General features: G+C 66.7%; 19 protein-coding genes. 4 read left to right on the top strand and 15 right to left on the bottom strand.

Annotation, left to right across the window (positions count from 1 at the left end; genetic code table 11):
• Positions 1-45: 45 nt before the first annotated feature.
• The 11 genes from phoB to JI739_RS08560 all read right to left on the bottom strand — a co-directional run bounded on the left by phoB (position 46) and on the right by JI739_RS08560 (position 11,543).
• Positions 46-762 (bottom strand): phosphate regulon transcriptional regulator PhoB, encoded by a 717-nt coding sequence (gene phoB, locus JI739_RS08610; RefSeq protein ID WP_201683481.1) that lies wholly within the window; start codon positions 760-762, stop codon positions 46-48.
• A gap of 16 nt (positions 763-778) precedes the next feature.
• Positions 779-1,480 (bottom strand): phosphate signaling complex protein PhoU, encoded by a 702-nt coding sequence (gene phoU, locus JI739_RS08605; RefSeq protein WP_201683480.1) that lies wholly within the window; start codon positions 1,478-1,480, stop codon positions 779-781.
• Between the two features lie 26 nt (positions 1,481-1,506).
• Complete coding sequence (pstB, locus tag JI739_RS08600) at positions 1,507-2,286, bottom strand: phosphate ABC transporter ATP-binding protein PstB (protein ID WP_201683479.1); 780 nt, start codon at positions 2,284-2,286, stop codon at positions 1,507-1,509.
• Between the two features lie 166 nt (positions 2,287-2,452).
• On the bottom strand, positions 2,453-3,328 hold the full coding sequence (pstA, locus tag JI739_RS08595) for a phosphate ABC transporter permease PstA (RefSeq protein ID WP_201683478.1): 876 nt from the start codon (positions 3,326-3,328) through the stop codon (positions 2,453-2,455).
• Positions 3,325-4,317: a phosphate ABC transporter permease PstC gene (gene pstC, locus JI739_RS08590; protein WP_201683477.1), complete on the bottom strand. Its 993-nt coding sequence runs from the start codon at positions 4,315-4,317 to the stop codon at positions 3,325-3,327. The genes pstA and pstC overlap by 4 nt, the downstream gene beginning before the upstream one ends.
• A 100-nt stretch (positions 4,318-4,417) precedes the next feature.
• Positions 4,418-5,449, bottom strand: a complete 1,032-nt coding sequence (gene pstS, locus JI739_RS08585; RefSeq protein WP_201683476.1) for a phosphate ABC transporter substrate-binding protein PstS — start codon at positions 5,447-5,449, stop codon at positions 4,418-4,420.
• A 179-nt stretch (positions 5,450-5,628) separates the two neighbouring features.
• Complete coding sequence (gene glmM / locus JI739_RS08580) at positions 5,629-6,963, bottom strand: phosphoglucosamine mutase (protein WP_201683475.1); 1,335 nt, start codon at positions 6,961-6,963, stop codon at positions 5,629-5,631.
• An 11-nt stretch (positions 6,964-6,974) separates the two neighbouring features.
• Complete coding sequence (gene folP, locus JI739_RS08575) at positions 6,975-7,817, bottom strand: dihydropteroate synthase (protein WP_201683474.1); 843 nt, start codon at positions 7,815-7,817, stop codon at positions 6,975-6,977.
• A 36-nt stretch (positions 7,818-7,853) separates the two neighbouring features.
• Positions 7,854-8,774, bottom strand: coding sequence for an aldose 1-epimerase (locus JI739_RS08570; protein ID WP_201683473.1), 921 nt, complete (start codon positions 8,772-8,774; stop codon positions 7,854-7,856).
• Positions 8,775-8,851: 77 nt separating this feature from the next.
• Positions 8,852-10,759 (bottom strand): ATP-dependent zinc metalloprotease FtsH, encoded by a 1,908-nt coding sequence (ftsH, locus tag JI739_RS08565; RefSeq protein ID WP_201683472.1) that lies wholly within the window; start codon positions 10,757-10,759, stop codon positions 8,852-8,854.
• A 121-nt stretch (positions 10,760-10,880) separates the two neighbouring features.
• On the bottom strand, positions 10,881-11,543 hold the full coding sequence (locus JI739_RS08560; RefSeq protein WP_201683471.1) for an RlmE family RNA methyltransferase: 663 nt from the start codon (positions 11,541-11,543) through the stop codon (positions 10,881-10,883).
• 35 nt (positions 11,544-11,578) lie between these two features.
• On the opposite strand from JI739_RS08560, the gene JI739_RS08555 reads away from it, so the two are divergent.
• Complete coding sequence (locus tag JI739_RS08555; RefSeq protein WP_201683470.1) at positions 11,579-12,052, top strand: YhbY family RNA-binding protein; 474 nt, start codon at positions 11,579-11,581, stop codon at positions 12,050-12,052.
• Here the strand turns inward: JI739_RS08555 and JI739_RS08550 are convergent, their stop codons facing one another.
• Positions 12,053-12,451, bottom strand: coding sequence for a DUF4149 domain-containing protein (locus JI739_RS08550; RefSeq protein WP_236589427.1), 399 nt, complete (start codon positions 12,449-12,451; stop codon positions 12,053-12,055).
• A gap of 24 nt (positions 12,452-12,475) precedes the next feature.
• Positions 12,476-12,952, bottom strand: a complete 477-nt coding sequence (gene greA / locus JI739_RS08545) for a transcription elongation factor GreA (RefSeq protein WP_201683468.1) — start codon at positions 12,950-12,952, stop codon at positions 12,476-12,478.
• A gap of 506 nt (positions 12,953-13,458) precedes the next feature.
• On the opposite strand from greA, the gene JI739_RS08540 reads away from it, so the two are divergent.
• From JI739_RS08540 to JI739_RS08530, 3 genes are all read left to right on the top strand, one after another.
• Complete coding sequence (locus JI739_RS08540) at positions 13,459-15,543, top strand: hypothetical protein (RefSeq protein WP_201683467.1); 2,085 nt, start codon at positions 13,459-13,461, stop codon at positions 15,541-15,543.
• An 87-nt stretch (positions 15,544-15,630) separates the two neighbouring features.
• Positions 15,631-17,724, top strand: coding sequence for a hypothetical protein (locus JI739_RS08535; protein ID WP_201683466.1), 2,094 nt, complete (start codon positions 15,631-15,633; stop codon positions 17,722-17,724).
• A gap of 65 nt (positions 17,725-17,789) precedes the next feature.
• On the top strand, positions 17,790-19,991 hold the full coding sequence (locus tag JI739_RS08530; RefSeq protein WP_201683465.1) for a hypothetical protein: 2,202 nt from the start codon (positions 17,790-17,792) through the stop codon (positions 19,989-19,991).
• Positions 19,992-20,220: 229 nt separating this feature from the next.
• Here the strand turns inward: JI739_RS08530 and carB are convergent, their stop codons facing one another.
• Positions 20,221-23,487 carry a carbamoyl-phosphate synthase large subunit gene (gene carB, locus JI739_RS08525; RefSeq protein WP_201683464.1) on the bottom strand — a complete coding sequence of 1,089 codons (3,267 nt, stop codon included), beginning with the start codon at positions 23,485-23,487 and terminating at the stop codon, positions 20,221-20,223.
• Positions 23,488-23,584: 97 nt separating this feature from the next.
• Positions 23,585-24,757, bottom strand: coding sequence for a glutamine-hydrolyzing carbamoyl-phosphate synthase small subunit (gene carA / locus JI739_RS08520; RefSeq protein WP_201683463.1), 1,173 nt, complete (start codon positions 24,755-24,757; stop codon positions 23,585-23,587).
• Between the last annotated feature and the right edge of the window lie 11 nt (positions 24,758-24,768).

Below are 24,768 nucleotides of genomic sequence, written 5' to 3'. Positions count from 1 at the left end.
TCGCAGCCGGCATGGGCCGGCGACCGGGGTCTCACCCTGCGCACCTCAGGCGGCCCGGGCCGATGTCGGCGTCGGCGACGGCGCGGCCAGCCGATAGCCCGCGCCGCGAACGGTCTCGACCAGCGTGCCGGCTTCTCCCAGCGCCTCGCGCAGCCGCTTGATGTGCACATCGACCGTGCGCTCCTCGATGAAGACATGGTCACCCCAGATGCGGTCCAGCAGCTGGGGCCGGCTGTGCACGCGTTCGGGATGGGTCATGAGGTAGTTCAGCAGCCGGAATTCGGTGGGCCCGAGCTTGAGCGCCTGGCCACGCCAGGTGACCCGATGGGTGGCGGCATCGAGCACCAGGTCGCCGATGCTCACCGCCTGGCTCGACTGCTCCGGGGCGCGTCGGCGCAGCACGGCGCGGATGCGAGCCAGCAGCTCCTGGGTCGAGAACGGTTTGGTGATGTAGTCATCGGCACCCGCATCGAGCCCCGCCACCTTGTCCGGCTCGTCGCCCCGCGCCGTCACCATCAGGATCGGCACGCCACGGGTGCGGGCGTCGGTGCGCCACTTGCGGGCCAGCGACAGGCCGGTCTGGCCGGGCAGCATCCAGTCGAGCAGGATCACGTCGGGCAGCACGGCATCGAGTTCGCGCTGAGCGGCGTCGCCGTCTTCGCTCCACACAGGCGTGAAGCCATGGTGCCGCAAGTTGACCGTGATCAGCTCGGCGATGTGCGGTTCGTCCTCGACCACGAGGACCCGGGGCTGGTGTTTCATGCGGACGAAAGCTGCGTCAACGAACCGCCGACTCGATCTCCTCCATGGAGATGTGCCGCACGTCGGCGCCCTTGACCACGTAGATGATCAGCTCGGCGATGTTCTTGGAGTGGTCGCCGATGCGTTCGATCGCCTTGGCCAGGAACAGCAGGTCCAGGCTGGAGGAGATGGTGCGCGGGTCTTCCATCATGTAGGTGATGAGCTTGCGCACGAAGCCGTCGAACTCCTCGTCGATGAGGTTGTCCTCCTTGAGGATGGACACCGCCGCCTGCGTATCGAGCCGCGCGAAGGCATCGAGCGCCTTGCGCAGCAGGCCCGCGGCCAGGTCCGAGGCCGTGCGCAGGTCGCTGGTGGGCAGCGCGCGCGCCGAACCGCTCTGGATGATGGACTTGATCATGCGCGCCACCTTGGTCGCCTCGTCTCCCACGCGCTCCAGGTTGGCGGTGGTCTTGGAGATCGCCAGGAGCAGGCGCAGGTCGCGCGCGGTGGGCTGGCGCCGTCCGATGATGGACGCCAGTTCGCGATCGATCTCCACCTCCATCGCATTCACCTTGCCCTCCAGACCCATGACCTGGTCGGCGGCTTCGGCGCTGAAGTTGGACAGGGCGTAGATCGCCTGGTGGATCTGCGATTCGACGAGGCCGCCCATTTCCATCACGCGGGAGGACACGCCATTGAGTTCGGTGTCGAACTGGGCGGAGAGGTGTTTGTCGGGCATGGTGTCTCCCAGGGTGGGTGGGGTATTCAGCCGAAGCGGCCGGTGATGTAGTCCTCGGTCTCCTTGCGCTTGGGCTTGAAGAAGATCTGTTCGGTCTCGCCCACCTCCACGAGGTCGCCCAGGTACATGTAGGCGGTGTAGTCGCTGCAGCGCGCCGCCTGCTGCATGTTGTGCGTGACGATGACCACGGTGTAATCGTTCTTCAATTCGGCAATCAGTTCTTCGATTTTCGCCGTGGAGATGGGATCGAGTGCCGAGCAGGGTTCATCGAGCAGCAGCACCTCGGGCCGGATCGCGATGCCGCGCGCGATGCACAGCCGCTGCTGCTGCCCGCCCGACAAGCCCGCGCCGCTCTGGTCGAGCTTGTCCTTGACCTCGTTCCACAGCGCCGCCTTGCGCAGCGCCCACTCGACACGCTCGTCCATGTCGCTGCTGCCCAGGCTCTCGAACAGGCGCACGCCGAAGGCGATGTTGTCGTAGATGGACATCGGGAATGGCGTGGGCTTCTGGAACACCATGCCGACCTTGGCGCGGATCAGCGCCACGTCCTGTCGCGAGGTGAGCAGGTTCTCGCCATCGAGCACGATCTCTCCTTCGGCGCGCTGCTCGGGGTACAGCTCGAACATGCGGTTGAAGGTGCGCAGCAGCGTGGACTTGCCGCAACCCGAAGGCCCGATGAAGGCGGTGACCTTCTTCTCGGGAATGTCGAGGTTGATGTCCTTGAGGGCGTGGAAGCCGCCGTAGTAGAAGTTCAGGTTGCGCACCGAGAGCTTGGGGGGCGCGGCCTGGGTCTGGGTTGCAGTCATATCAGTTCTCCACCATGCGACGCATCACCGGCCATGCATGGAAGCAGTCCACCCAAGCGCGAGGCGGGCGTCCCCACCAGCCGCCGCGCAGCGGCAGGCCGTCCGGCTTTGCCGGGCCGCTGGTGGCGGCCCGCGAGGGGAGGTGCCGAAGGCGCTTCGGGGTGTTTCAAAGTCTTGTCCGCGTCAGCACGCGGGCGAGGATGTTCAGGCCGAGCACGGCCAGCGTGATAAGGGCGACACCGGCCCACGCCAGCTGCTGCCAGTTCTCGTAGGGGCTCATTGCGAACTTGAAGATCGTCACCGGCAGGCTGGCCATGGGCTCGGACAAGCTGGCGGTGAAGAACTGGTTGTTCAAGGCCGTGAACAGCAGCGGCGCGGTCTCGCCCGCGATGCGCGCCACCGCCAGCAGCACGCCGGTCACGACGCCCGCGCGCGCCGCACGCAACGTGATGCGGGTCACGACCTTCCACTTGGGCGCGCCCAGCGCATAGGCCGCCTCGCGCAGCGCCGAGGGCACCAGCGCCAGCATGTTGTCGGTGGTGCGGATCACCACCGGCACCACGATCAGGGCCAGTGCCGCGATGCCGGCCCAGGCCGAGAACTGCTGGTAGCGAGCCACCACCACGGCGTAGATGAAGAGGCCGATGACGATGGAGGGCGCCGAAAGCAGGATGTCGTTGACGAAGCGGGTGACCCGCCCCATCCAGCCGTTGGCGCCGTACTCGACCAGGTACACGCCGGCCATGATGCCGATGGGCGTGGCCACCAGCGTCGCGCCCAGCACCATGTAAACCGATCCGAGGATGGCATTGGCGAGGCCGCCGGGCTCGTTGGGCGCGGGCGTCATCTCGGTGAGCGTGGCCCAGGTGATTCCCGCCAGGCCGAGCCGGGCCGTCTCGAACAGGATCCACAGCAGCCAGAACAGCCCGAAGGCCATCGCCCCCAGGGACAGCGCCAGCGCGATGTAGTTGACGCGCTTGCGGCGATTGAACTTGCGCTCGCGCGCCTTGTGCGCTGCGTCGGGAGAGAGCACGGCGCTCACGTCTTGCGTCCTTCGTTGCGACTGAGTCGCGCCAGCAGCAGCTTGGACAGCGCCAGCACGACGAACGTGATGAAGAACAGGACCAGGCCCAGGTAGATGAGCGAGGCCTGGTGCAGCCCGGTGGTGGCCTCGGCAAATTCGTTGGCCAGCGCCGAGGTGATGCTGTTGGCCGGCGCGAACAGGCTGAAGGTGTCGAGCTGGTTGAAGTTGCCGATGATGAAGGTCACGGCCATGGTCTCGCCGAGGGCGCGACCCAATCCCAGCATGATGCCGCCGATGACGCCGCTCTTGGTGTACGGCAGCACCACCTTGAACATGACCTCCCAGGTGGTGGAACCCAGCGCATAGGCCGATTCCTTGAGCATGGGCGGGGTCACCTCGAACACGTCGCGCATCACGGCGGCGATGAACGGGATGATCATGATCGCCAGGATGATTCCGGCCGCCAGCACGCCGATGCCCACCGGCGGGCCCGAGAACAGGGCGCCCAGGTAGGGCACTTCGCCGAACGCCGACTGCAAAGGCTGCTGCACGTACTGCGCGAGGATGGGCCCGAACACCAGCAGGCCCCACATGCCGTAGACGATGGACGGCACCGCCGCCAGCAGCTCGATGGCCGTGCCCAGCGGCCGCTTGAGCCAGCGGGGTGACAGCTCGGTGAGGAAAAGGGCGATGCCGAAGCTCACCGGCACCGCGATGATGAGTGCGATGGCCGAGGTGGCGAGCGTGCCGTAGATCATCACCAGGCCGCCGAACTCTTCGGCGACCGGGTCCCAGGTGCTGTTGGTGAAAAAGCCCAGGCCGTACTTCTCGATGGCCGGCCAGGCGCCGATCACCAGGGACAGCAGGATGCCGAGCAGGGAAGCCAGCGTGATGAAGGCGGCCGCCGCCGCCGTCCAGCCGAACAGACGGTCGGCGACGGCGCCCTTGCGAGCCGGCCGGCGAGTCGGAGGGGTGCGCTCGCGATCCGCAGGGACGGTCGCGCTCATTTCGAAAGTGGCCTCATGGGCCGGAAGTCTAGTGGACACGAGCGCTCTTCTTAGGAGGAGAAGGCCAGCAAGGGTGCCGCGGTGGGCACCCCCTCATCGATCAGAACTGCGCGACAGCCTTGCCCGAGCCATCCTTGATCTCGGCGGCCCAGAGCTTGCGCACCTGTTGCTTCACGTTGTCGGGCATGGGCACGTAATCCAGTTCTTCGGCGGTCTTGTCGCCGTTCTTGTAGGCCCAGTCGAAGAACTTCAGGGTGGCCGCGGCCTGCTCCGGCTTGTCCTGCTGCTTGTGCATGAGGATGAAGGTGGCGCCGGTGATGGGCCAGGACTGCGCGCCCGGCTGGTTGGTCAGGATCTGATAGTAGCTCTTGCTCCAGTCGGCACCTGCCGCGGCTGCCTTGAATGCGGCGTCGTCCGGCGAGACGAACTGGCCGGCCGCGTTCTGCATCAGGGCGTAGTTCATCTTGTTCTGCTTCACGTAGGCGTACTCGACATAGCCGATCGAATTGGGCAGGCGGCCCACGAAAGCGGCCACGCCTTCGTTGCCCTTGCCGCCGGCACCGGTGGGCCAGTTGACGGCCGTGCCCTCACCCACCTTGGCCTTCCATTCCGGATTCACCTTGGAGAGGTAGTTGGTGAAGATGAAGGTGGTGCCCGACCCATCGGCACGGCGCACCGGCGCGATGGCGGCGTCGGGCAGCTTGAGGCTGGGGTTCAGCGCCTGCACGGCCGGGTCGTTCCAGCGCTTGATCTTGCCCAGGAAGATGTCGCCGAGCACCTGGCCGTTCAGGCGCAGCTGCCCTGGCTGAACACCCTGGATGTTGACCACCGGGACGACTCCGCCGATGACGGTGGGAAACTGAACCTGGTTCTTCTTCTGCAGCTCTTCGTCCTGCAGCGGCATGTCGGACGCCCCGAAGGCGACCGTCTTGGCGTCGATCTGGCGGATACCGGCGCCCGAGCCCACCGACTGGTAGTTGATGCGGGTGCCGGTGGCCTTGTTGTACTCCGCAGCCCACTTGGCGTACAGCGGTGCCGGGAAGCTGGCGCCGGCGCCAGTGACGTCCTGGGCAGCGGCGGCGAAGGAAACGGTGGCCAGGCCCAGCAAGGCCGATTTGCAAATCAGGTTCATGGTTGCTCCAACTGAGGAAAGACGGTGATTGGCGTTCGACGCAGCCGGACTGTAGGCATGCTGCGTGACAGGCTCGTGACAAGCCTTTTCATGCCTCTTCCTTGCAGCCGCCGATCCCGGCGCGACCCCGTCTCGAAGGCACGACCACGCGCCGCCTGCCGGCGACCTGGCAAGCCGGATCAGCCCTGCTGCACCGCCTGGGCCAGGCGCTGCGCACCCTGCTGGGCCAGCGCCTCGTCGGCCGACTCGACCATGACCCGAAGCACCGGCTCGGTGCCGCTGGCACGGATCAGGATGCGGCCGGTGCCGCCCAGTGCGGCCTCGACGTCGCGCTGGGCATCGGCCAGCCGTGCGCTCGATTTCCAGTCCTGGCCGGGGGCCAGCCGCACGTTGACCAGGGTCTGCGGGAACAGGCGCACGGGGTCGATCAATTGGCCCAGGCGCTTGCCGCTGCGGGCGCAGGCCTTGAGGACCTGGAGCGCGCTGACCAGGCCGTCGCCGGTGGTGTGCTTGTCCAGCGCCAGCAGGTGCCCGGAGCCTTCCCCGCCCAGCAGCCACCGACGGCTTTCGAGTTCCTCGAGCACGTAGCGGTCGCCCACCTTGGCTCGCACGAACTCCAGCCCCTGCCGCTTGAGCGCCAGTTCCACCGCCATGTTGGTCATCAGCGTGCCCACCACGCCCGGCACATTCTCGCCGCGGGCCAGCCGGTCCTGGACCATCACGTAGAGCAGTTCGTCGCCGTTGTAGAGGCGGCCGCTGGCGTCCACCATCTGAAGGCGGTCGGCGTCGCCGTCCAGGGCGACCCCCAGGTCGGCCTGGTGCTGGAGCACCGCCTCGACCAGCGACTTCGGGTGCGTGGCGCCGACGTCGCGGTTGATGTTGAGCCCGTCGGGGGCGCAGCCGATGCAGTGGACCTCGGCCCCGAGCTCGTGGAAGACCAGGGGCGCGATGTGATACGCCGCGCCGTGCGCGGCATCGACCACGATCTTCAGGCCGCGCAAGGTGAGGCTGGGGTCGAACGTGCTCTTGCAGAACTCGATGTAGCGGCCGGCGGCATCGTCCAGTCGCCTGGCCTTGCCGAGGCTCGCTGCATCGGCCCACACGGGCGGCTCGGTGAGGGCGGCCTCGACGGCCGTCTCCCATTCGTCGGGCAACTTGGTGCCTTGCGCGCTGAAGAACTTGATGCCGTTGTCTTCGAAGGGGTTGTGGCTGGCGCTGATCACCACGCCCAGGCTGGCGCGTTGAGCTCGGGTGAGATAGGCCACGCCCGGCGTGGGCAACGGCCCGAGCAGCACCACGTCCACACCAGCGGAGTTGAAGCCCGATTCGAGCGCGCTTTCCAGCATGTATCCGGAGATGCGGGTGTCCTTGCCGATCAGCACCGTGGGCCGGCCCTCGGTGCGCCGGAGGACGCGGCCCACGGCGTGCGCCAGCCGCAGGACGAAGTCTGGCGTGATGGGCGGCTGACCCACCGTGCCACGGATGCCGTCGGTTCCAAAGTATTCACGAGTCATGGCGCGTATTCTCATGGCTGCCGGCCCACCTGTGCCTCGACGGCCGAACGCACCTTGAGGGCGGCGACGGTCTCGCGGACATCGTGCACACGGACGACGCGGGCACCCCGCTCGACGGCCAGCAGCGCGGCGGCCACGCTGGGCACCATCCGCTGCTGCACCGGCAGCCCCGTCACCGAGCCGAGCGAGGACTTGCGTGACCAGCCCACCAGCAGGGGATGGCCATGCCCCAGCAGCTCCGCCTGCCGCGCCAGCAAGGCGAAGTTCTGCTCGGGGGTCTTGCCGAAGCCGATGCCCGGGTCCCAGGCGATGCGCTCGGCGGCCACGCCACGCGCCTGCAAGGCCCGGCTGATGTCCACCAGCAGCGCCAGGACGGCAGGCACCGGATCGCCGGCGAGCGGGGCCAGTTGCATGGTCTGCGGCTCGCCGTGCATGTGCATGAGGCACACGCCGCAGTGGCCATGCCCCGCCACCGCATCGAGCGCGCCGGGCTGGCGCAAGGCCCACACGTCGTTGACGATGTCGGCCCCCAGGTCCAGGACCTCTCGCATGAGCTGCGGCTTGTAGGTGTCCACCGAGACGGGGACGCCCAGTCGCAGGGCCTCTTGCAGCACGGGCAGCAGCCGACGCCGCTCTTCCTCCAGCGGCACGGGCGGCGTGCCCGGCCGGGTGGACTCGGCCCCCAGGTCGAGGATGTCCGCACCCTCCGCCACGAGCCGCTCACAGTGTGCGATCCCCTGCGCGGGGTCCGCATGGTGGCCTCCGTCGGAAAACGAGTCCGGCGTGAGGTTGACGACGCCCATCACCTGGGGACGGGTCAGGTCGATGCGAAATCGCGTGGTCTGCCAGAACATGGCCGGCATTGTGGCGCGGCGCCGTGCTCCGGCGCTTCAGGCCAGAGACGGAATGAGATCGAAATGGGCGGCCAGCCGTTCGCCCGGCAGCACGCGCGCACCGCCCAGCGGCGCACGGCCGAAGCGCGGCATGAGGTTCAGCCAATCGGTGCACTGGGTTACAGGCTCGGCGCAGAAATGATCGGCGTCCCGGGGGGAGTAGACGACGAAATATCCCAGCGCGGGCTCGGCGCGCATCAGCAGGCTGCGCTGCGGCCCATTCTCGTCGGCCGGCCAGTCGACGCGGGCCGCGTGGTCCCAGCCGACAAAGTTGTTGTCGAGATCGAGTTCGCCCAGGACCACCCCCGATCGCAGCCTATCCACCACCTCCCCGGTTTCCAGCCTCACGGGCAGCACGTCCTCGTCCGCCACCCACATCGCCGTGGTGGCACTGGTCAGGCGCGTGCCGGGCGTGTGTGGGAAGTACGGGTGGTGCCCCAGCCCGGCCGGCATGGGCACCTCGTCCTGGTTGGTGATGCTGATCGTGACGCGCAACGCCCGTTCGTCCAACTCGATGCGCTGCTGGGCGAGGAAGCTCCAAGGCCATGCCGGGCTGGCCGCGACTTGCAGGCTCAGGTCCACCGCATGGCGGTTGGCCGAATCGACGGCCCAGGGCCGCTGCCATCCGATGCCATGCAGCGGATGCGGCGAGTTGCCGGCTGGATGATTCGGCGGGAAGCGAATCTGCCGCCCCTCGAACTGCGCCCGGCCGTCGCGGATGCGGTTGCAGAACGGCACCAGCGGAAAACTCGCCATGCCCAGGGGATTGCGCAGCCCGATCGACTGCTGGTCGGCCGGCCGCAGCCAGTGCGTGCGGCGGTGATGGCCGGCCTCGGTCCAGAACGCCGCCAACGAGCCGCCCACCGCGGGAGAGATTTCGGCCCGCAGTTCACCGGCCACCAGTCGAACGACATCCATGGGCCGAGAGTTTGATGAAAAACGGCCCCGGCATGTGTGACATGCCGGGGCCGTTGTGCAGGCAGATGTGTCGTCGCTCAGGCCGCGTGTGGCGCCGGATCGGCCACCGGCGCGCCGCCCGAATCACCACCGCCACCGGTGGAGCGCGGGGTGAAGTCGCGCGGAGGCCGCGGCGGCTTGCCGGCCATGATGTCGTCGATCTGCTCGGCGTCGATGGTTTCCCACTCGAGCAGCGCCTTGGCCATGGCGTGCATCTTGTCCTTGTGCTCCTCGATCAGCCCACGCGCCAGGGCGTACTGCTCGTCGATGATGCGGCGCACTTCGCCATCGACCTTCTGCATGGTCTGCTCGCTCATGTTGGTGGTCTTGGTGACCGAGCGCCCCAGGAACACCTCGCCCTCGTTCTCGGCGTAGACCATGGGGCCCAGCGCATCGGTCATGCCGTACTTCATGACCATGTCCCGTGCCAGGTTGGTCGCCCGCTCGAAGTCGTTGCTGGCGCCGGTGGTCATCTGGTTCATGAACACCTCTTCGGCGATGCGGCCACCGAACAGCATGGCGATCTGGTTCAGCATGTAGTGCTTGTCGTAGCTGTAGCGGTCCTGTGCCGGCAGGCTCATGGTGACCCCGAGGGCGCGGCCGCGGGGAATGATGGTGACCTTGTGCACCGGGTCGCACTTGGGCAGCAGCCGCCCGATCAGTGCATGACCGGCCTCGTGGTAGGCCGTGTTGCGGCGCTCCTCCTCGGGCATGACCATGCTCTTGCGCTCGGGGCCCATGAGGATCTTGTCCTTGGCCTTCTCGAAATCCTGCATCTCGACGACGCGGGCATTGCGGCGCGCGGCCATGAGGGCGGCCTCGTTGCACAGGTTGGCCAGGTCGGCGCCGGACATGCCGGGGGTACCCCGGGCGATGATGCTGGCATTGACGTCCGAGCCGATGGGGATCTTGCGCATGTGCACGTTGAGGATCTGCTCACGGCCACGGATGTCCGGCAGCTGCACATACACCTGCCGGTCGAAACGGCCCGGGCGCAGCAGCGCCGCGTCGAGGATGTCGGGGCGGTTGGTGGCCGCCACCACGATCACGCCGAGGTTGGTCTCGAAGCCGTCCATCTCGACCAGCATCTGGTTCAAGGTCTGCTCGCGCTCATCGTTGCCGCCGCCCAGCCCCGCTCCGCGCTGACGGCCGACCGCATCGATCTCGTCGATGAAGATGATGCAGGGCGCGTTCTTCTTGGCGTTCTCGAACATGTCGCGCACGCGGGCCGCGCCCACGCCGACAAACATCTCGACGAAGTCGGAACCGGAGATGCTGAAGAACGGCACCTTGGCCTCGCCGGCGATGCCCTTGGCCAGCAGCGTCTTGCCGGTTCCGGGCGGGCCGACCAGCAGCAGGCCACGGGGAATGCGGCCGCCCAGCTTCTGAAACTTCTGCGGGTCCTTGAGGAAGTCGACGACCTCCTTCACCTCTTCCTTGGCTTCGTCGCAGCCGGCGACGTCGGCGAAGGTGATCTGGTTGTTGTTCTCGTCGAGCATGCGGGCCTTGCTCTTGCCGAAGCTGAAGGCGCCGCCCTTGCCACCGCCCTGCATCTGCCGCATGAAATAGATCCACACGCCGATCAGCAACAGCATGGGGCCCCAGCTGACCAGCAGCGTCATGAGCACCGAGCCTTCCTCGCGCGGCTTGACATCGAACTTGACGTTATTGGCGATGAGGTCCCCGACCAGCCCGCGGTCGAGGTAGGTGGCGGTGGTGCGGATGCGCCGGTCGTCGGTGGTGACGGCGACGATCTCGGTGCCGCCCGCGCCTTCCTGGATCACGGCGTTCTTGATCCGGCGATTCTTGACTTCTTCCAGGAAGTCCGAATAGCCTACGACGCTGGCTCCAGCCGCACCGCGCGTGTCGAACTGCTTGAAGACAGTGAACAGCACGAGGGCGATCACCAGCCACACGGCTACTTTAGAAAACCACTGATTGTTCAACTCGGTCTCCGGGAAGAGTACTTGGCGTACTTGCGCCTCATTCTAGGGGTTTCAAGTCAGGCCCCGCTGCGGCCGGGCAGCTAAGACCGTGATAGCCGCGTCCCGGCTGTGTCCAGCTGTTTCAGGCATCGACCTTCAACCCGATCCCCACGAGGAACGTTTCAGACGAACGGTCCCGCGAGGCCTTGGGCTTGAGAGGCTTGACGACCTTGAAAGTTTCCTTGAAGAGCTTGACCAGCTGGCTGTAGCCACTGCCATGGAAGACCTTCACCACCAGCGCTCCCTGCTGTGTCAGGTGGGTCCTGGCGAAGTCGGCCGCCAGTTCGACCAGATGCTCGATGCGGGCTGCGTCGGCGGACTCGACGCCCGAGAGGTTGGGCGCCATGTCCGAGACGACCAGATCGGCCTTTCGTCCGGCCAGCACCTGCTCCAGCGACGCCAGCACCTCGGGCTCTCGGAAGTCGCCCTGGATGAACTGCACGCCCTCGACCGGCTCCATGGGCAGGATGTCCACCGCCACCAGCACGCCGTCGAGTTGCCCCACGGCTGCGCCATCGGGAGCCAACCGGCGCCGCAGGTACTGGCTCCAGGCGCCGGGGCTGGCGCCCAGGTCGACCACCAGTTGCCCCGGCCGCACCAGCCCCAGCGACTCGTCGATTTCCTTGAGCTTGTAGGCCGCACGAGCGCGGTAGCCCTCCTGCTGCGCGAGCTTCACGTAGGGGTCGTTGACATGGTCGTTCAACCACGCCTTGTTGACCTTTTTGCTTTTGGTCTTGACCTTCATTTTGGCCAGTTACTCCAGGAAGATAATAGGCGGCTATGCCCGCCATCGAACTCACCATTGCCGAGCGAAAGGCGCATCGCGCCGAAGCCCACCACCTCAACCCCGTGGTCATGATCGGCAACGAAGGCCTCACGCCGGCGGTCATCAAGGAAACCGACGCCGCCCTCAACGCGCACGGGCTGATCAAGATCCGTGTGCTCGGCGACGACCGGGCCCAGCGCGACGCCATCTACCAGCAGTTGGCCGACCAACTGAACGCCGCACCCATCCAGCACATCGGCAAGTTGCTCGTCCTGTGGCGCCCCCAGCCTTCGAAAGAGCGCCCTGGAGACGAAGACCGCAAGCCCGGCCCGCGCGAATTCAAGGTGCTCAAGTACAGCAAGCGCGGTGGCCAGCGGCCCGAGGTGAAAACCGTGCGGGTTCTCGGCAACCAGCGGCTGACCCCCGGCGGACAGGTGAAGCGCTCCAAGCCCAAGCAGAAATCGGTCAAGAAGGGCCGCCTGGGCTGATCATGCCGCCGGGCGCGCCCCGCCCAGCTTCCACAGCACCACCGCCGCGCAGACCCACTGAAGCGCCATCATCGCGCTGCCCAGGGCATGCCACAGGCGCAGGTTCTCACGAGCCACGATTCGCGGCGACACACCGAACTCGGTCAGCAGGGCCAGCAGCATTCCAAGCAGAACGAAGGCCAAAGCACCGCCGGCCCAGCGCATCGCCGACGTAGGCTCTTCGCGCGCGCACAGCAGCAGCAACAAACCGCACGCCAGCGCCAGCCACGCCTGCGCCGTGAACAGGCGAGCGGCCATGCCGCCCGCGATGGTCGCACTCGGCAGGTACGCGAAAAGCAGCGGCACCGAAATGAAGGCGATACCGGTCAGCCCGCCCCACCAGAGGGCGGCCGAAAACAAAGAGATGCGGTGGCCCCAGGGCACTCAGATGTAGCGGACGCCGATGATTTCGTAGTGCCGCAGGCCGCCGGGTGCCTGCACCTCGGCCGTGTCACCCTCTTCCTTGCCGATCAGCGCGCGGGCGATCGGGCTCGAGACATTGATCAGCCCCTGCTTCAGGTCGGCTTCGTCCTCACCCACGATCTGATAGGTGACCTGCTCACCCGACTCCTCGTCCTGAAGGTCTACTGTGGTTCCGAACACCACCTTGCCACCCGCATCCAGCGAAGCTGGGTCGATCACCTGAGCTGCGGACAACTTTCCTTCGACCTCTTGAATGCGGCCCTCGATGAAGCCCTGGCGATCCTTGGCCGCATCGTATTCAGCGTTCTCTGAAAGATCGCCCTGGGCGCGCGCCTCGGCGATGGCATTGATGACCGCGGGGCGGTCAACGGTCTTCAGGCGGTGCAGCTCGGCCTTGAGCTTCTCTGCGCCTCGCTTGGTAATGGGGATGGTGACCATGAGTCTAGATGGCGGCAAAAAGCAAACCGCCGACCGGTGCTGGTCGGCGGGGATGAATCGGATTATGCCGAAACGATTCGACGAGCTCCGCTCGGAACGCGGCGGACTGCGCCAGCAGCTCGTCAGAGTGGGCGCGGGTCGCTACAGATAATTCCGTTCGCTCGCACAGCCGACCTCAGGGCCGCACGGCCAAAGCGGGCTCGCTGTGATCCCTCAATCGGTTGTTCACCCGGAAGAGTCTGGAGACTGGAGTTACGACGCTTCACTCTCAGAGGAATTCCCCCGGATGAACCGCCACAAGAATGCCAGAACAACCTTTGAAGGCCGCTAGTTGCTGATCGAACGCATTGCGCTGTTTGGGCTGATGCCTGCACGGCCCGCCAGTGGCGCGATCGCTTCGAGGTGGGCTCGCCCGCAAGCCTGCGCACGGAACTCTCCCCGAGGCCCAGCCCGGCCAGCCGCGCCAGCGCCATCGGTTGAACGGGTGGGGCTGTCCCGCTAACGCCATGATCCACCCGGCAAACCTCCACCGCCCCCCGACGTCGACCAGCGTCGAAGATCGAAAGAGCGACAGCAGGGAAGATCGGGGCACCAGCGCCGATGGGGGTCGCGTACCGGTGGCACCGTTCGGCCGCCAAGTGCAGGTGGTGGGCGCGCTCGGAACTTACCAACGCATCGCCAGCTGCCGCCGGGTCTTCGGGCTTTCCGTCCTCGGCGGCCTCGGATGCGCTGCGGGACTCAGTGCCTGGGCAGCAACCACCCTGGTGCCGGACGAGGGCGGACTCACCGCTTTGAGCGCATCGATGATGGGACTGGTCGGACTCGCAGGCGGTGCAGCCATTCCTCACCTGGGGGCGCGGATCCATGATGCGATCCAGTACCGGGCTGAGCGAACCGAACTCAGACAAGCGGGTAGAGACCCGACCTTCCAGCTCGAGCGCCTCGAACAACTCGCGTTGCGGGAAGCACCCCTCACGATGGGCGGTCTGGAGAACTGTGTCCGAAACATCTTCCGGCTTCAGGCGGAAGCGGGCGCATCCCTCCAAGCACATCAGGTGGCCCTCGCCCTGGCCCGACTGGCTGGCATTGCCATGCTTCCCGCTGCCCAGGGGTGCTGCGGGGGCGGGCCCCTGGAACAGCTGGACCTGCTGCTGGGCAAGATCCGCGATCTGCATCGCTTGCAGCGAATCGACATTGGCCAGTTGAAGGAAGCGCTCCTCACTGCGGCGAACGCGCTGCCGCGCTATGAGGCGAACCTTGCGCGAGCGCGTGCGATTGCCGAGCGGCTGATCCTTTCCTACCCCATGGGCAGCGGGACGGCGCAAGATCTGCGTGATCGAGCGGACTTCCTGACCATCCTTCGAGACCAACCGTTCTTCCAGCCATTCGGCCCCGAGCTTGAAGCGGCTGCCAACCGGGCTTGGGGCGGCCCCCTCCCCGCCAGCATCCGGCGCCTGCAGAAATCGGCGGCAGACGCATGCATGGCCTCCAAAGTGGCCGTGCTGCGCCGGGACGGCATGTCATTGATCGCCGCATTCAATCAAAGCTTCACGCGCGAGACCAAAGGTCATTACGCGCAGCAGTGTGACGCACTGCTGCTGGAACTGGCCCGGCACGGGGCCGGCGAAGTGCGGCCCAACGAACTGGAAAGGCTGCGCGAACGGCTACTCACCCGGCCGGTTGATGCGAAGTCGATCACACCCGGCCAGTCACGCGCATTGGCCGTGCTGCAGTGCCTGTCCGGCGGGCTGCCGCGACTCTCCATGTCGGCTGCCGACGCCACGGAAGCCGCGCAAGACGATGCCTGGGACGACGCCGGTTGCGACGTCCTCGCCGCCCTCAGCTCGTTTGCGCTGAAGCTTCCAAAGAATGCGTCCTTGCGGACCCTGGCAACCCGCGCGGCGAACATCGAGCGCCTCATCAGCGCCCTTGACCGGACTGCGCCCAGCCGGCTGCCGATGGAAGTCCACCACGCGATGCGCACGATCTTCAGCCGCCGCATGCCCCTTCGGGAGCGCGTTCACTACTACCACAGCGTGCTGCAGCACCTGGAGAAGCGGGATGGACTGCCAGCCGGTGCGTTCCTCGAAGGTGTGGCCGCCGCCGACCGGATCGAACGGCTGCTGTCCCGCATCAAGGCGGACGTGGGCAGGACGGATGCAGAGCGGCACGCCCTTTCAGAACAAATCATCGACATGCCGCGGATGTGCCAACTCGCGGCTACGCCGGAACTGCTAGACGCGGCCTATCGTCTCCTGGAGAGGCTCTGGTCGCAGGCCGGAGCAAGCGGCGGCGATCTCGATGCGCAGCGCCGCATCGCCGACGACTACAAGGTGCAGGCATGGAAGAGAGCCGACCTGCGCATCATCCCCAATCGATTGATGCGCTCTCCGTTCGATGACCAGCGTCACCTGCACCGGCCCTGGCCGCTTCCGGCGCAGCATCCAGCGGCTGTCCGAGGCCCACGCGCAGAAGCCGCGAGTGTGGACATCGAAGTGGGGGACTTCGAGCGGTCGTACGCCCCCACCGCGGTGTCGGACTGGACCGCATCACGCGCCGACGCTCGAGCTCCGAGCCGGGCGCCAGACTGACACTGCGCCGCTCCCCGCGAAACCGGGCAACCGCGGCCCACCACGAACGCGTTCACCCTTCACCCCCGATCTACCAAGGCACACGCCATGCTCGCTCGACTTCACATACCTTTCCAACAGCGGACTGGCCACGGGCCGAGCACCGACCGAGGCGACAGCAAGGCTGCCACGGCCGACCCGGCCGACGTGGCGAAAGCCAGCGCGTCCAGCTATCAAGCCACGCAGGGTGGCAGGCGCGAGGCTGATGCCAAGTCCGCGCCAGCCACGCTGGCCTCGCGCCGGGTCAGAGTCAGCGGGCCCCTCTCTTCGGACCACGGCATTCGCAGCAGGAGATGCGTCGAGGGCGTATCCCGCCTTCTGGCACTGGGCGCCGGCGCCGGTGTGGCCTATGGCGTGATGAGCGTCTGCGAGCCTGATGACACCGCCAGCACCGCCATTGCAGGCTTTGTCGGGGGAGTGATCGGCATCGCGGCCACCCCGTTTGCCCACGTCGCCGCGAAGGCACTTTCGACTTTCGGATTCGCGGGCTGTGCAGTCGCACGAGAATCGCTAGCCCACTGTCACCACCCCACCCCGCCCCCGAGCGAGCAGATCGACCGCCTGATACGGCTCGCGCAAGGCCACGCCCCACTGACCCGGAAAGGCATGGAAGCGTACCTGGACGACCTGCATCGGATCGGCCACGAAGGACAGGAGGTCCCGCTCCAGCGTGATGTCGTCCTGGCCATGGCCAGGATGGTCAGCGCGGTTGTGGTTCCGGGCAGTTCCGACGATCAGCGCAAAGAACAGCTCACGCAGGTGGTGCGTGCGATCGACAGGCTCTACCCATACGGGCTCACCGGCCCCGCCGTGATGAACGAGGCTCTGCTCGCCATGGCGACCCACATGCCTGCTGACACGCGACACCCCGAGAGAGCCCAGGCATTGGCCGAGTTCCTGCTCGGGGCCGTACGCACGCAATACCACTACGACGAGGGCACCCAGGAATGCCGCGAGCGCTCGGACTTTCTCGCCGCCCTCTGCGGACAACCGCACTTCCAGCCCGTTGCCGCGAAGCTCTGGGAACTCGGCGAAAAGACCTGGCCCGGAAGAACCATTCAGGCCCAGGCATCGAAGCTGCAGAACGCCGCCGCCACTGTCCCCCAGATCCAGCTCCGCAGCCGCAGCTACGGCGACACACTCCTGACCACCATCAAAGTTGGCGACAGGTCCAGCGCATACGGTTTCGACGCCGATCTCTGCGATCAGCTGTTCGTGGCCCTGGCGCTCAATCCGCCCGGACAGATGCGGCAGGAGCAACTGGCGACGCTGCAAGACGCGGTGCGAACTTCGAAAGCCGATTCCGCGCAGCAGCGCGCCTTGCGCCAGCTGGCGGCCCTCGAAAGCAGGAGGCCCGACTCCAAGTCATCAGAACCTCTATCCGTGAGCTGGAAGCCAGACGAGGCGATCTGGGACGACGCTCCAGTCGGCGTCCGATCCGCCCTGCAGACCCTGGCCGACCAGAACCCTGCGAACGCAGGTCTGCGCACCCTGAGTGACCGCACGGCAAGCATGCCGGCCATCCTGCGCCAACTGGATGCCACCGCGCCGGGTGACCTGGCGATCGAGGTTCGTCGGGCCATCCGCGTGGTCAACCCGCCCGACACCCCGCCGCGGCGCCAGATCGCGAACCTGGTCGAGATCATGGGACACCTCGAAAGGCGATCCGACCTGCCGCGCGGCGCGTTCCTCGAAGGCCTTGCCGACCCGGACGCCCTCATCAAGCTCATCGGCCAGGTGAAGCCGGATGAACTGACTTCGCACAGGGACCGTCAGCAGCTATCCGAGCAGCTCGCCGAGCTGCCACGCGCCGCCCAGTTGACGGCCACCCCGGAGTTGCTGGACGCCACCAGCCAGCTGCTAGCGTCCATCTGGCGAGGGGATGCGGCCGGGGGGCATGCCCGCGTGCAGCGCTCGCATGCGCAGGAATACATCGACGAGGCCAGGGAGAGCATCGATCGACGCATGTTCCCGCGTCGTGACCCTTGGGCTGCTTCCGGAGACCCGGGCCGCCTGAACCTGCCATGGCTGCAGAGCTCGCCAGCGCGGCCGGTGTCGGGACAGCCTGCAGATCACGTCGGCGTTCCCATTCACGCCAGTGACTTCGAGAGACGGGCTCCCGCCGGGTCGGCGATCGGCTGAAGACCTGAGCGCACCTCCGATCGTTCCGTCTCCATCTCCCATCCAGCTCATTCAAGGCATCCACCATGCTCGCTTTCAGCCCGTTTTGCTGGGGCCGCGGTCCCACCCCGACCGCCGCCATCCAGCCTGCCCCACGCGACGATGGAAAGAGCGCGCCCCCGCCCTCGGCGAGCGGAGCAACCCCGGTTCGCGAACGCCAGGTTCAGGTGTTCGGCCCGATCCATCCCGATCATCGCGTCCACGGCTATGCCCGCATCAACGCCCTGACCACCCTCGCGATCGTTGGAGGGGGCGCCGGAGCCGCCGCCGCCGTGGATGACGTCGCAGGCCGCCAACTTTCGTCGGACGGCCTGCGTGGCGCGCTCAATGGCACGGCTGGAGTCACGGGCATGGCGGTCGGCATGGCGACGTGGTTCCTTCTCAAGCAGGGCTACCAACTTCACCGGCGGGCGCGGGAGTGGTGGGACCAACGGCAACACGCGGACGCAGGCGCAGGCCACCAGCTGGCTCGCCTGGCACGACTCGCACAGGAAGATGCGCCGCTGACGTTCAAAGGCTTGGACGCCTACCTGCGAGACATGCTCCAAATCGGCGAACAATCGCCGGCACCTTCGACCAGGCAGCAGGTGCCCGCCGTGATGGCCAGACTGGCAGCCGCCATTGCGGTGCCCGGCATCTCTACACAGGAGCGAAGCGAGCAACTGCACCGCCTCGTCGGCACCATCGCATTCCGCGATCATGGCTTGTCGATCGACCAGCTGAATGGAGCGCTGCTGGCGGTGGCGCAGCACATTCCCGCAGAGGAGCTCGAGCCGGCCCAAGCGCTGGCACTGGTCCGGCTGCTCATGGAAGCCGCATTTTGCAGCCCCGCGAAGCCCACGCCGCGCGATCGACTCCGTTTGTTTGCGGCGCTCCTCGAGCTACCCTGCTTGCAGCCTCACGCGTGGGGCATTTGGGCGGACCGGCGTGGCGGTCAGAAGTGGATCGAGAACGCCCAGGCACAGGTTCGGGCGGAAGCTGCTTTCGTCCCCGAGCTCGAGATGGACCGTTCCGTGGGAGGCAGAGGGTCCTGCAGCGTGAAGCTCAACACACTTGCAAACCCGTATTTCGGACAAGACATCAGCCCCGCCTCGGCCGACCAGCTGTTCATGCGCCTGGCCGAAATTTCGCCTCAGCAACTCACGCCGGAGCTGTGCGTCGGCCTGCGGGAGCGACTGGCCTCTTCCGACCGAGCGGCCACAGACCCGACCGCAGCCGAGCAGCGAACCCTGTTCCTGCTGGACCACCTCGCCGGCATGAGGGACTCCAAGATCTCCAGGGCGGCGGCACGACCCGCGGAGGCGGTGGCGTCACTCTCGATGCCGCATACCGCCGAGACAGGCGCGGTGGCGAAAGCGGCCGCGTCGGCGCTCAGTCAAGACGGGCTGTCGAGCTGGTCAACGCTTGGCGACGCACGGCCAGCCGGCCCGGCCAGCGATGAAGCCATCTGGAACGACGCTCCGTGCGGCGTCGCTTCCGCCTTGAACCGGCTTGCTTCCAAGTACCCGGATGACGCGACGCTCACTTCATTGCAGGCGCGAACGGCCCGATCGGAACGGGTCCTCGCCAGGTTGGCCACGACAGATGTCAAGGACCTGCCGGCCGAGGTTCAGCGGGCGATCAGCGTCTTGAACCATCCCCGCACACCGCCGCGTCAGCGGCTCCAGCACCTCATCGACATCCTTCACCGCCTCGACCGGCGCACAGACTTGCCGCCGGGCGCCTTCCTGGAAGGGTTGGTGCCGCTTGCCGACGTCCGCAAACTCATCAAGGGCTTGGCTGCAATCGACCACCGCGACACGCGGGGCCGCGAGGAGTTGGCTACGCAGATCGCCGAACTGCCCCGCCTGGCGCAGCTGGCGGCCACCCCGCAGCTGCTGCAGATGACCCACACGTTGTTGAAGGTGATGTGGAAGCCCCGCGGCAGACAAGCCGCTGCGCCCGGTGAGCACCTCCGGTACCAGAAGCTGGCATCAGAACGGATCAACTTGCGCATTGGCCCTCACACAGTGGACAAGCCGGGGCTGTTGAACCTGCCTTGGCTGGCGACTCCACCGGCAGGCCTGCCCGAGCTGCCAGAGGAAAGGGCTGATGAACGAGCGGCTGTCCAGCGCTTTGAGAACAGCGACGTCCAAGTCTTCGTGAGGGACTTCGAGACACGCCAGCCCCAGGGCTCACTGAGCGAGGCGAGCGCCAGCCACCGTCCCGAGGCCCGCGGGACCTCATAGACAAACAGCATGTTCTCTCGCAAGGCGTGCAAGCGTACCTCGAGGGCATGAGGTGTCCTTGGCGATGGCGAAGCTGGCCGGCGCGATCCTGGTGCCCGGCAGGTTCCCGGGGCCAGCGTCGACAGCAACTGCCCCGGGGTCCCGGATGCGATCTGCCGCCAACGCCAAGCGGGGGCGATCTCCGCCACGCATCATCCGCGGCCGGCCCTCGTCGCTGTCGGCGTTCGCGTCAAGCCGCCAGCTGCGCGTGCATCTCCTGAACCGAGATCACGCCCAGGTCGTCCATCGCCTTCATGCCCTGCACGGCGGCTTCGGCCCCCGCGATGGTGGTGAAGGTGGTGACGCGGGCCAGCAGGGCCGAGGTGCGGATGGCACGTGAGTCGGCGATGGCGTTGCGGCGCTCCTCCACGGAGTTGACCACCATGATGATCTCGTTGTTCTTGATCATGTCGACCACGTGCGGTCGGCCCTCGGTCACCTTGTTCACCGTCTGGCACGGCACGCCCGCGGCCGTGATGGCCGCGGCCGTGCCCTTGGTAGCCACCAGCTCGAAGCCGATCTCCACCAGCTGGCGCGCCACTTCCACCGCGCGTGGCTTGTCGCTGTTCTTCACCGTGAGGAAGACCTTCCCGGCCGGCTTGCCGTCGGCACCCTCGGGGCGCGGCAGGCGGGTGCCGGCACCCAGCTGGCTCTTGACGAAGGCCTCGCCGAAGGTCTTGCCCACGCCCATCACTTCGCCGGTCGACTTCATCTCGGGCCCGAGGATGGTGTCCACGCCCGGGAACTTGACGAACGGGAACACCGCTTCCTTGACGCTGAAGTAAGGCGGCGTGACTTCGGCCCGGATGCCCTGCGCGTCCAGCGACTGGCCCACCATGCAGCGGGCCGCGACCTTGGCGAGCGGGATGCCGGTGGCCTTGCTCACGAAGGGCACGGTGCGCGACGCGCGCGGGTTGACCTCCAGCACGAAGATGACGTCCTTGCCGTCGACCTCCTGGATGGCGAACTGCACGTTCATCAGGCCCACCACGTTGAGTGCGCGCGCCATGGCGGCGGTCTGGCGCTTGAGTTCGGCCACGGTCTCGGCCGACAGCGAGTACGGCGGCAGTGAACACGCCGAGTCGCCCGAGTGGACGCCGGCCTGCTCGATGTGTTCCATGACGCCGCCGATGAAGGTACGCTGCCCGTCCGAGAGGCAATCGACGTCGCACTCGATGGCGTCGTTGAGGAAGCGGTCCAGCAGCACCGGCGAGTCGTTGGAGACCTTGACGGCCTCGCGCATGTAGCGCTCCAGGTCACGCTGCTCGTGCACGATTTCCATGGCCCGGCCGCCCAGCACGTAGCTGGGTCGCACCACCAGCGGATAGCCGAGCGCGGCCGCCTTCTCCAGGGCCTCGGGCTCGGTGCGGGCGGTGGCGTTGGGCGGCTGGCGCAGGCCGAGTTCGTGCAGCAGCTTCTGGAAGCGCTCGCGGTCTTCGGCGGCGTCGATCATGTCGGGGCTGGTGCCGATGATGGGCACGCCCTCGGCCTCGAGGCCCAGCGCCAGCTTCAGGGGCGTCTGGCCGCCGTACTGCACGATCACACCGGCAGGCTTTTCCTTGTCGACGATCTCCAGCACGTCTTCCAGCGTGAGCGGCTCGAAGTACAGGCGATCGGAGGTGTCGTAGTCGGTCGAGACGGTCTCGGGGTTGCAGTTGACCATGATGGTCTCGTAGCCGTCCTCGCGCAGGGCAAGGGCCGCGTGGACGCAGCAGTAGTCGAACTCGATGCCCTGCCCGATGCGGTTGGGGCCGCCACCCAGCACCATGATCTTCTTGCGGTCGGTGGGCTCGGCCTCGCACTCGTCCTCGTAGGTCGAGTACATGTAGGCGGTGTTGGTGGCGAACTCGGCCGCGCAGGTGTCCACGCGCTTGTAGACCGGACGCACGCCCAGCTTCTTGCGCTGTTCGCGCACGGCCTTGTCGGTCGTCTTGAGCAGCTTGGCCAAGCGGCGGTCGGAGAAGCCCTTGCGCTTGAGCGTGCGCAGGCTCTTGTAGTCGAGGGAGGCGAGCGCGGCCTCGCCCTTGGCGGCGGCGATCCGATCGAGTTCGAGTTCGATCTGGATGATCTCCTCGATCTGCACCAGGAACCACTTGTCGATCTTGGTGAGGTCGTGCACCTCGTCGACGCTCCAGCCGGCGGCAAAGGCATCGCCCACGTACCAGATGCGCTCGGGGCCCGGCTCGCCGAGCTCCTTTTCGAGCACCTCGCGGTCCTGGGTCTTCTCGTTCATGCCGTCGACGCCCACTTCGAGGCCGCGCAGCGCCTTCTGGAAGCTCTCCTGAAAGGTGCGGCCCATGGCCATGACCTCGCCCACGGACTTCATCTGCGTGGTGAGGCGGCTGTCGGCCTGCGGAAACTTCTCGAAGGCGAAGCGCGGGATCTTGGTGACCACGTAGTCGATGCTCGGCTCGAAGCTGGCCGGCGTGGCTCCGCCCGTGATCTCGTTGCGTAGCTCGTCCAGCGTGTAGCCCACGGCCAGCTTGGCGGCGATCTTGGCGATGGGGAAACCCGTGGCCTTCGAGGCGAGCGCAGACGAGCGCGACACGCGCGGGTTCATCTCGATGACGATCATCCGCCCGTCGTGCGGGTTGATCGAGAACTGCACGTTGGAGCCCCCGGTGTCGACACCGATCTCGCGCAGCACCGCCAGCGAGGCGTTGCGCATGATCTGGTATTCCTTGTCAGTGAGGGTCTGGGCCGGCGCGACGGTGATGGAGTCGCCGGTGTGCACACCCATCGGGTCGAGGTTCTCGATGGAGCAGACGATGATGCAGTTGTCCGCCTTGTCGCGCACCACTTCCATCTCGTACTCTTTCCAGCCCAGGAGCGACTCCTCGATCAGCAGTTCGCTGGTGGGCGAGGCCTCCAGGCCGCGCTTGCAGATGGTCTCGAATTCCTCGGGGTTGTAGGCGATGCCGCCACCGGTGCCGCCCAGCGTGAAGCTGGGACGGATCACGGCCGGGAAGCCCACCGTCTTCTGCACCGCCCAGGCTTCGTCGAGGGTGTGCGCGATGCCCGAGCGCGCCGAACCCAGGCCGATGCGCGTCATGGCTTCCTTGAACTTCTGGCGGTCCTCGGCCTTGTCGATGGCCTCGGGCGTGGCGCCGATCAGTTCGACCTTGTACTTGTGCAGCACGCCGTGGCGCCACAAATCGAGCGCACAGTTCAGCGCGGTCTGCCCGCCCATGGTCGGCAGGATGGCGTCGGGGCGCTCCCTGGCAATGATCTTCTCGACCGTCTGCCAGGTGATGGGCTCGATGTAGGTGACGTCGGCCGTGGCCGGGTCGGTCATGATCGTCGCGGGATTGCTGTTGATCAGGATGACCTTGTAGCCCTCTTCACGCAGGGCCTTGCAGGCCTGAACGCCCGAGTAGTCGAACTCGCAGGCCTGGCCGATGATGATCGGGCCGGCCCCGATGATGAGGATGCTCTTGATGTCTTGGCGCTTGGGCATTGGGGAAAGTCCAGGGGCTGGGGACTGGGGACTGGGGTCTGGGGGCGAGGGAAGGAGAGCTTCATCCCAGGCGTCGTGCATGGGGCGAAGCGTCGGCCTAATCCCTGGCCTTCTGGTCCATCAAACTGGTGAAGCGGTCGAACAGGTAGCCGATGTCGTGCGGGCCGGGCGAGGCTTCGGGGTGGCCCTGGAAGCAGAAGGCGGGCTTGTCGGTGCGGGCCAGGCCCTGCAGGGTGCCGTCGAACAGGCTCACGTGCGTGGGACGCAGGTTGGCCGGGAGGGTCTTCTCATCGACCGCGAAGCCGTGGTTCTGGCTGGTAATGGAGACGCGGCCGTTGTCCAGGTCCTTCACCGGGTGGTTGGCGCCGTGGTGGCCGAACTTCATCTTGAAGGTTCTGGCGCCCGATGCCAGCGCCATCAGCTGGTGGCCCAGGCAGATGCCGAAGGTGGGGTAGCCGTCCTCGATCAGCTCGCGCGTGGCATCGACCGCGTAGTCGCACGGTTCGGGGTCGCCGGGGCCGTTGGACAGGAAGACGCCATCAGGGTTGAGCTTTTTGACTTCGGAGGCCGGCGTTTGCGCCGGCACCACGGTGACCTTGCAGCCGCGCTCGGCGAGCATGCGAAGGATGTTCTTCTTGACGCCGTAGTCGAAGGCCACCACGTGGTAACGCGGGTTCTCCAGCTTGCCGTACCCGGTGCCGAGCTGCCACTCGGTTTCGGTCCAGTCGTAGGGCTTGGCGACCGACACCACCCGGGCGAGGTCCTGGCCACTCATGGAGGGCGCCTTGCGCGCCTCGGCCACCGCACGCTCGATGACGCCGGGCGTGACTTCCTGGCCGCTGTCGAGGGCGACGATGCAGCCGTTCTGCGCGCCGTGGGTGCGCAGGATGCGCGTGAGCTTGCGGGTGTCGATGTCGCAGATGCCCACGGTGCCTTCGCGCCGCAGGTACTCGGACAGCGTGAGACTCTCGCGGAAGTTGGAGGCCACCAGCGGCAGGTCACGGATGATGAGGCCGGCGGCGTGGACCTTGCTGGCTTCGACGTCCTCTTCGTTGACCCCGTAGTTGCCGATGTGCGGATACGTGAGGGTCACGATCTGCCGCGCGTAGCTGGGGTCGGTGAGGATTTCCTGGTAACCGGTGAGGGAGGTGTTGAACACGACCTCTCCGGTGGTGGAGCCGGGGGCCCCGATCGAATTGCCAATAAAGACCGTGCCGTCTGCGAGCGCCAGGATGGCGGGAGGCTGCTGAGCCTGTTGAGACAAAAGCACTGGGATCTCCG

Origin of the sequence: Ramlibacter aurantiacus (assembly GCF_016722895.1) — a bacterium.
In the GTDB taxonomy this organism is placed as follows: Bacteria; Pseudomonadota; Gammaproteobacteria; order Burkholderiales; family Burkholderiaceae_C; genus Ramlibacter; species Ramlibacter aurantiacus.
The sequence above is the reverse complement of the archived record's forward strand: the minus strand, read 5'-3'. Positions and strand labels throughout refer to the sequence as shown.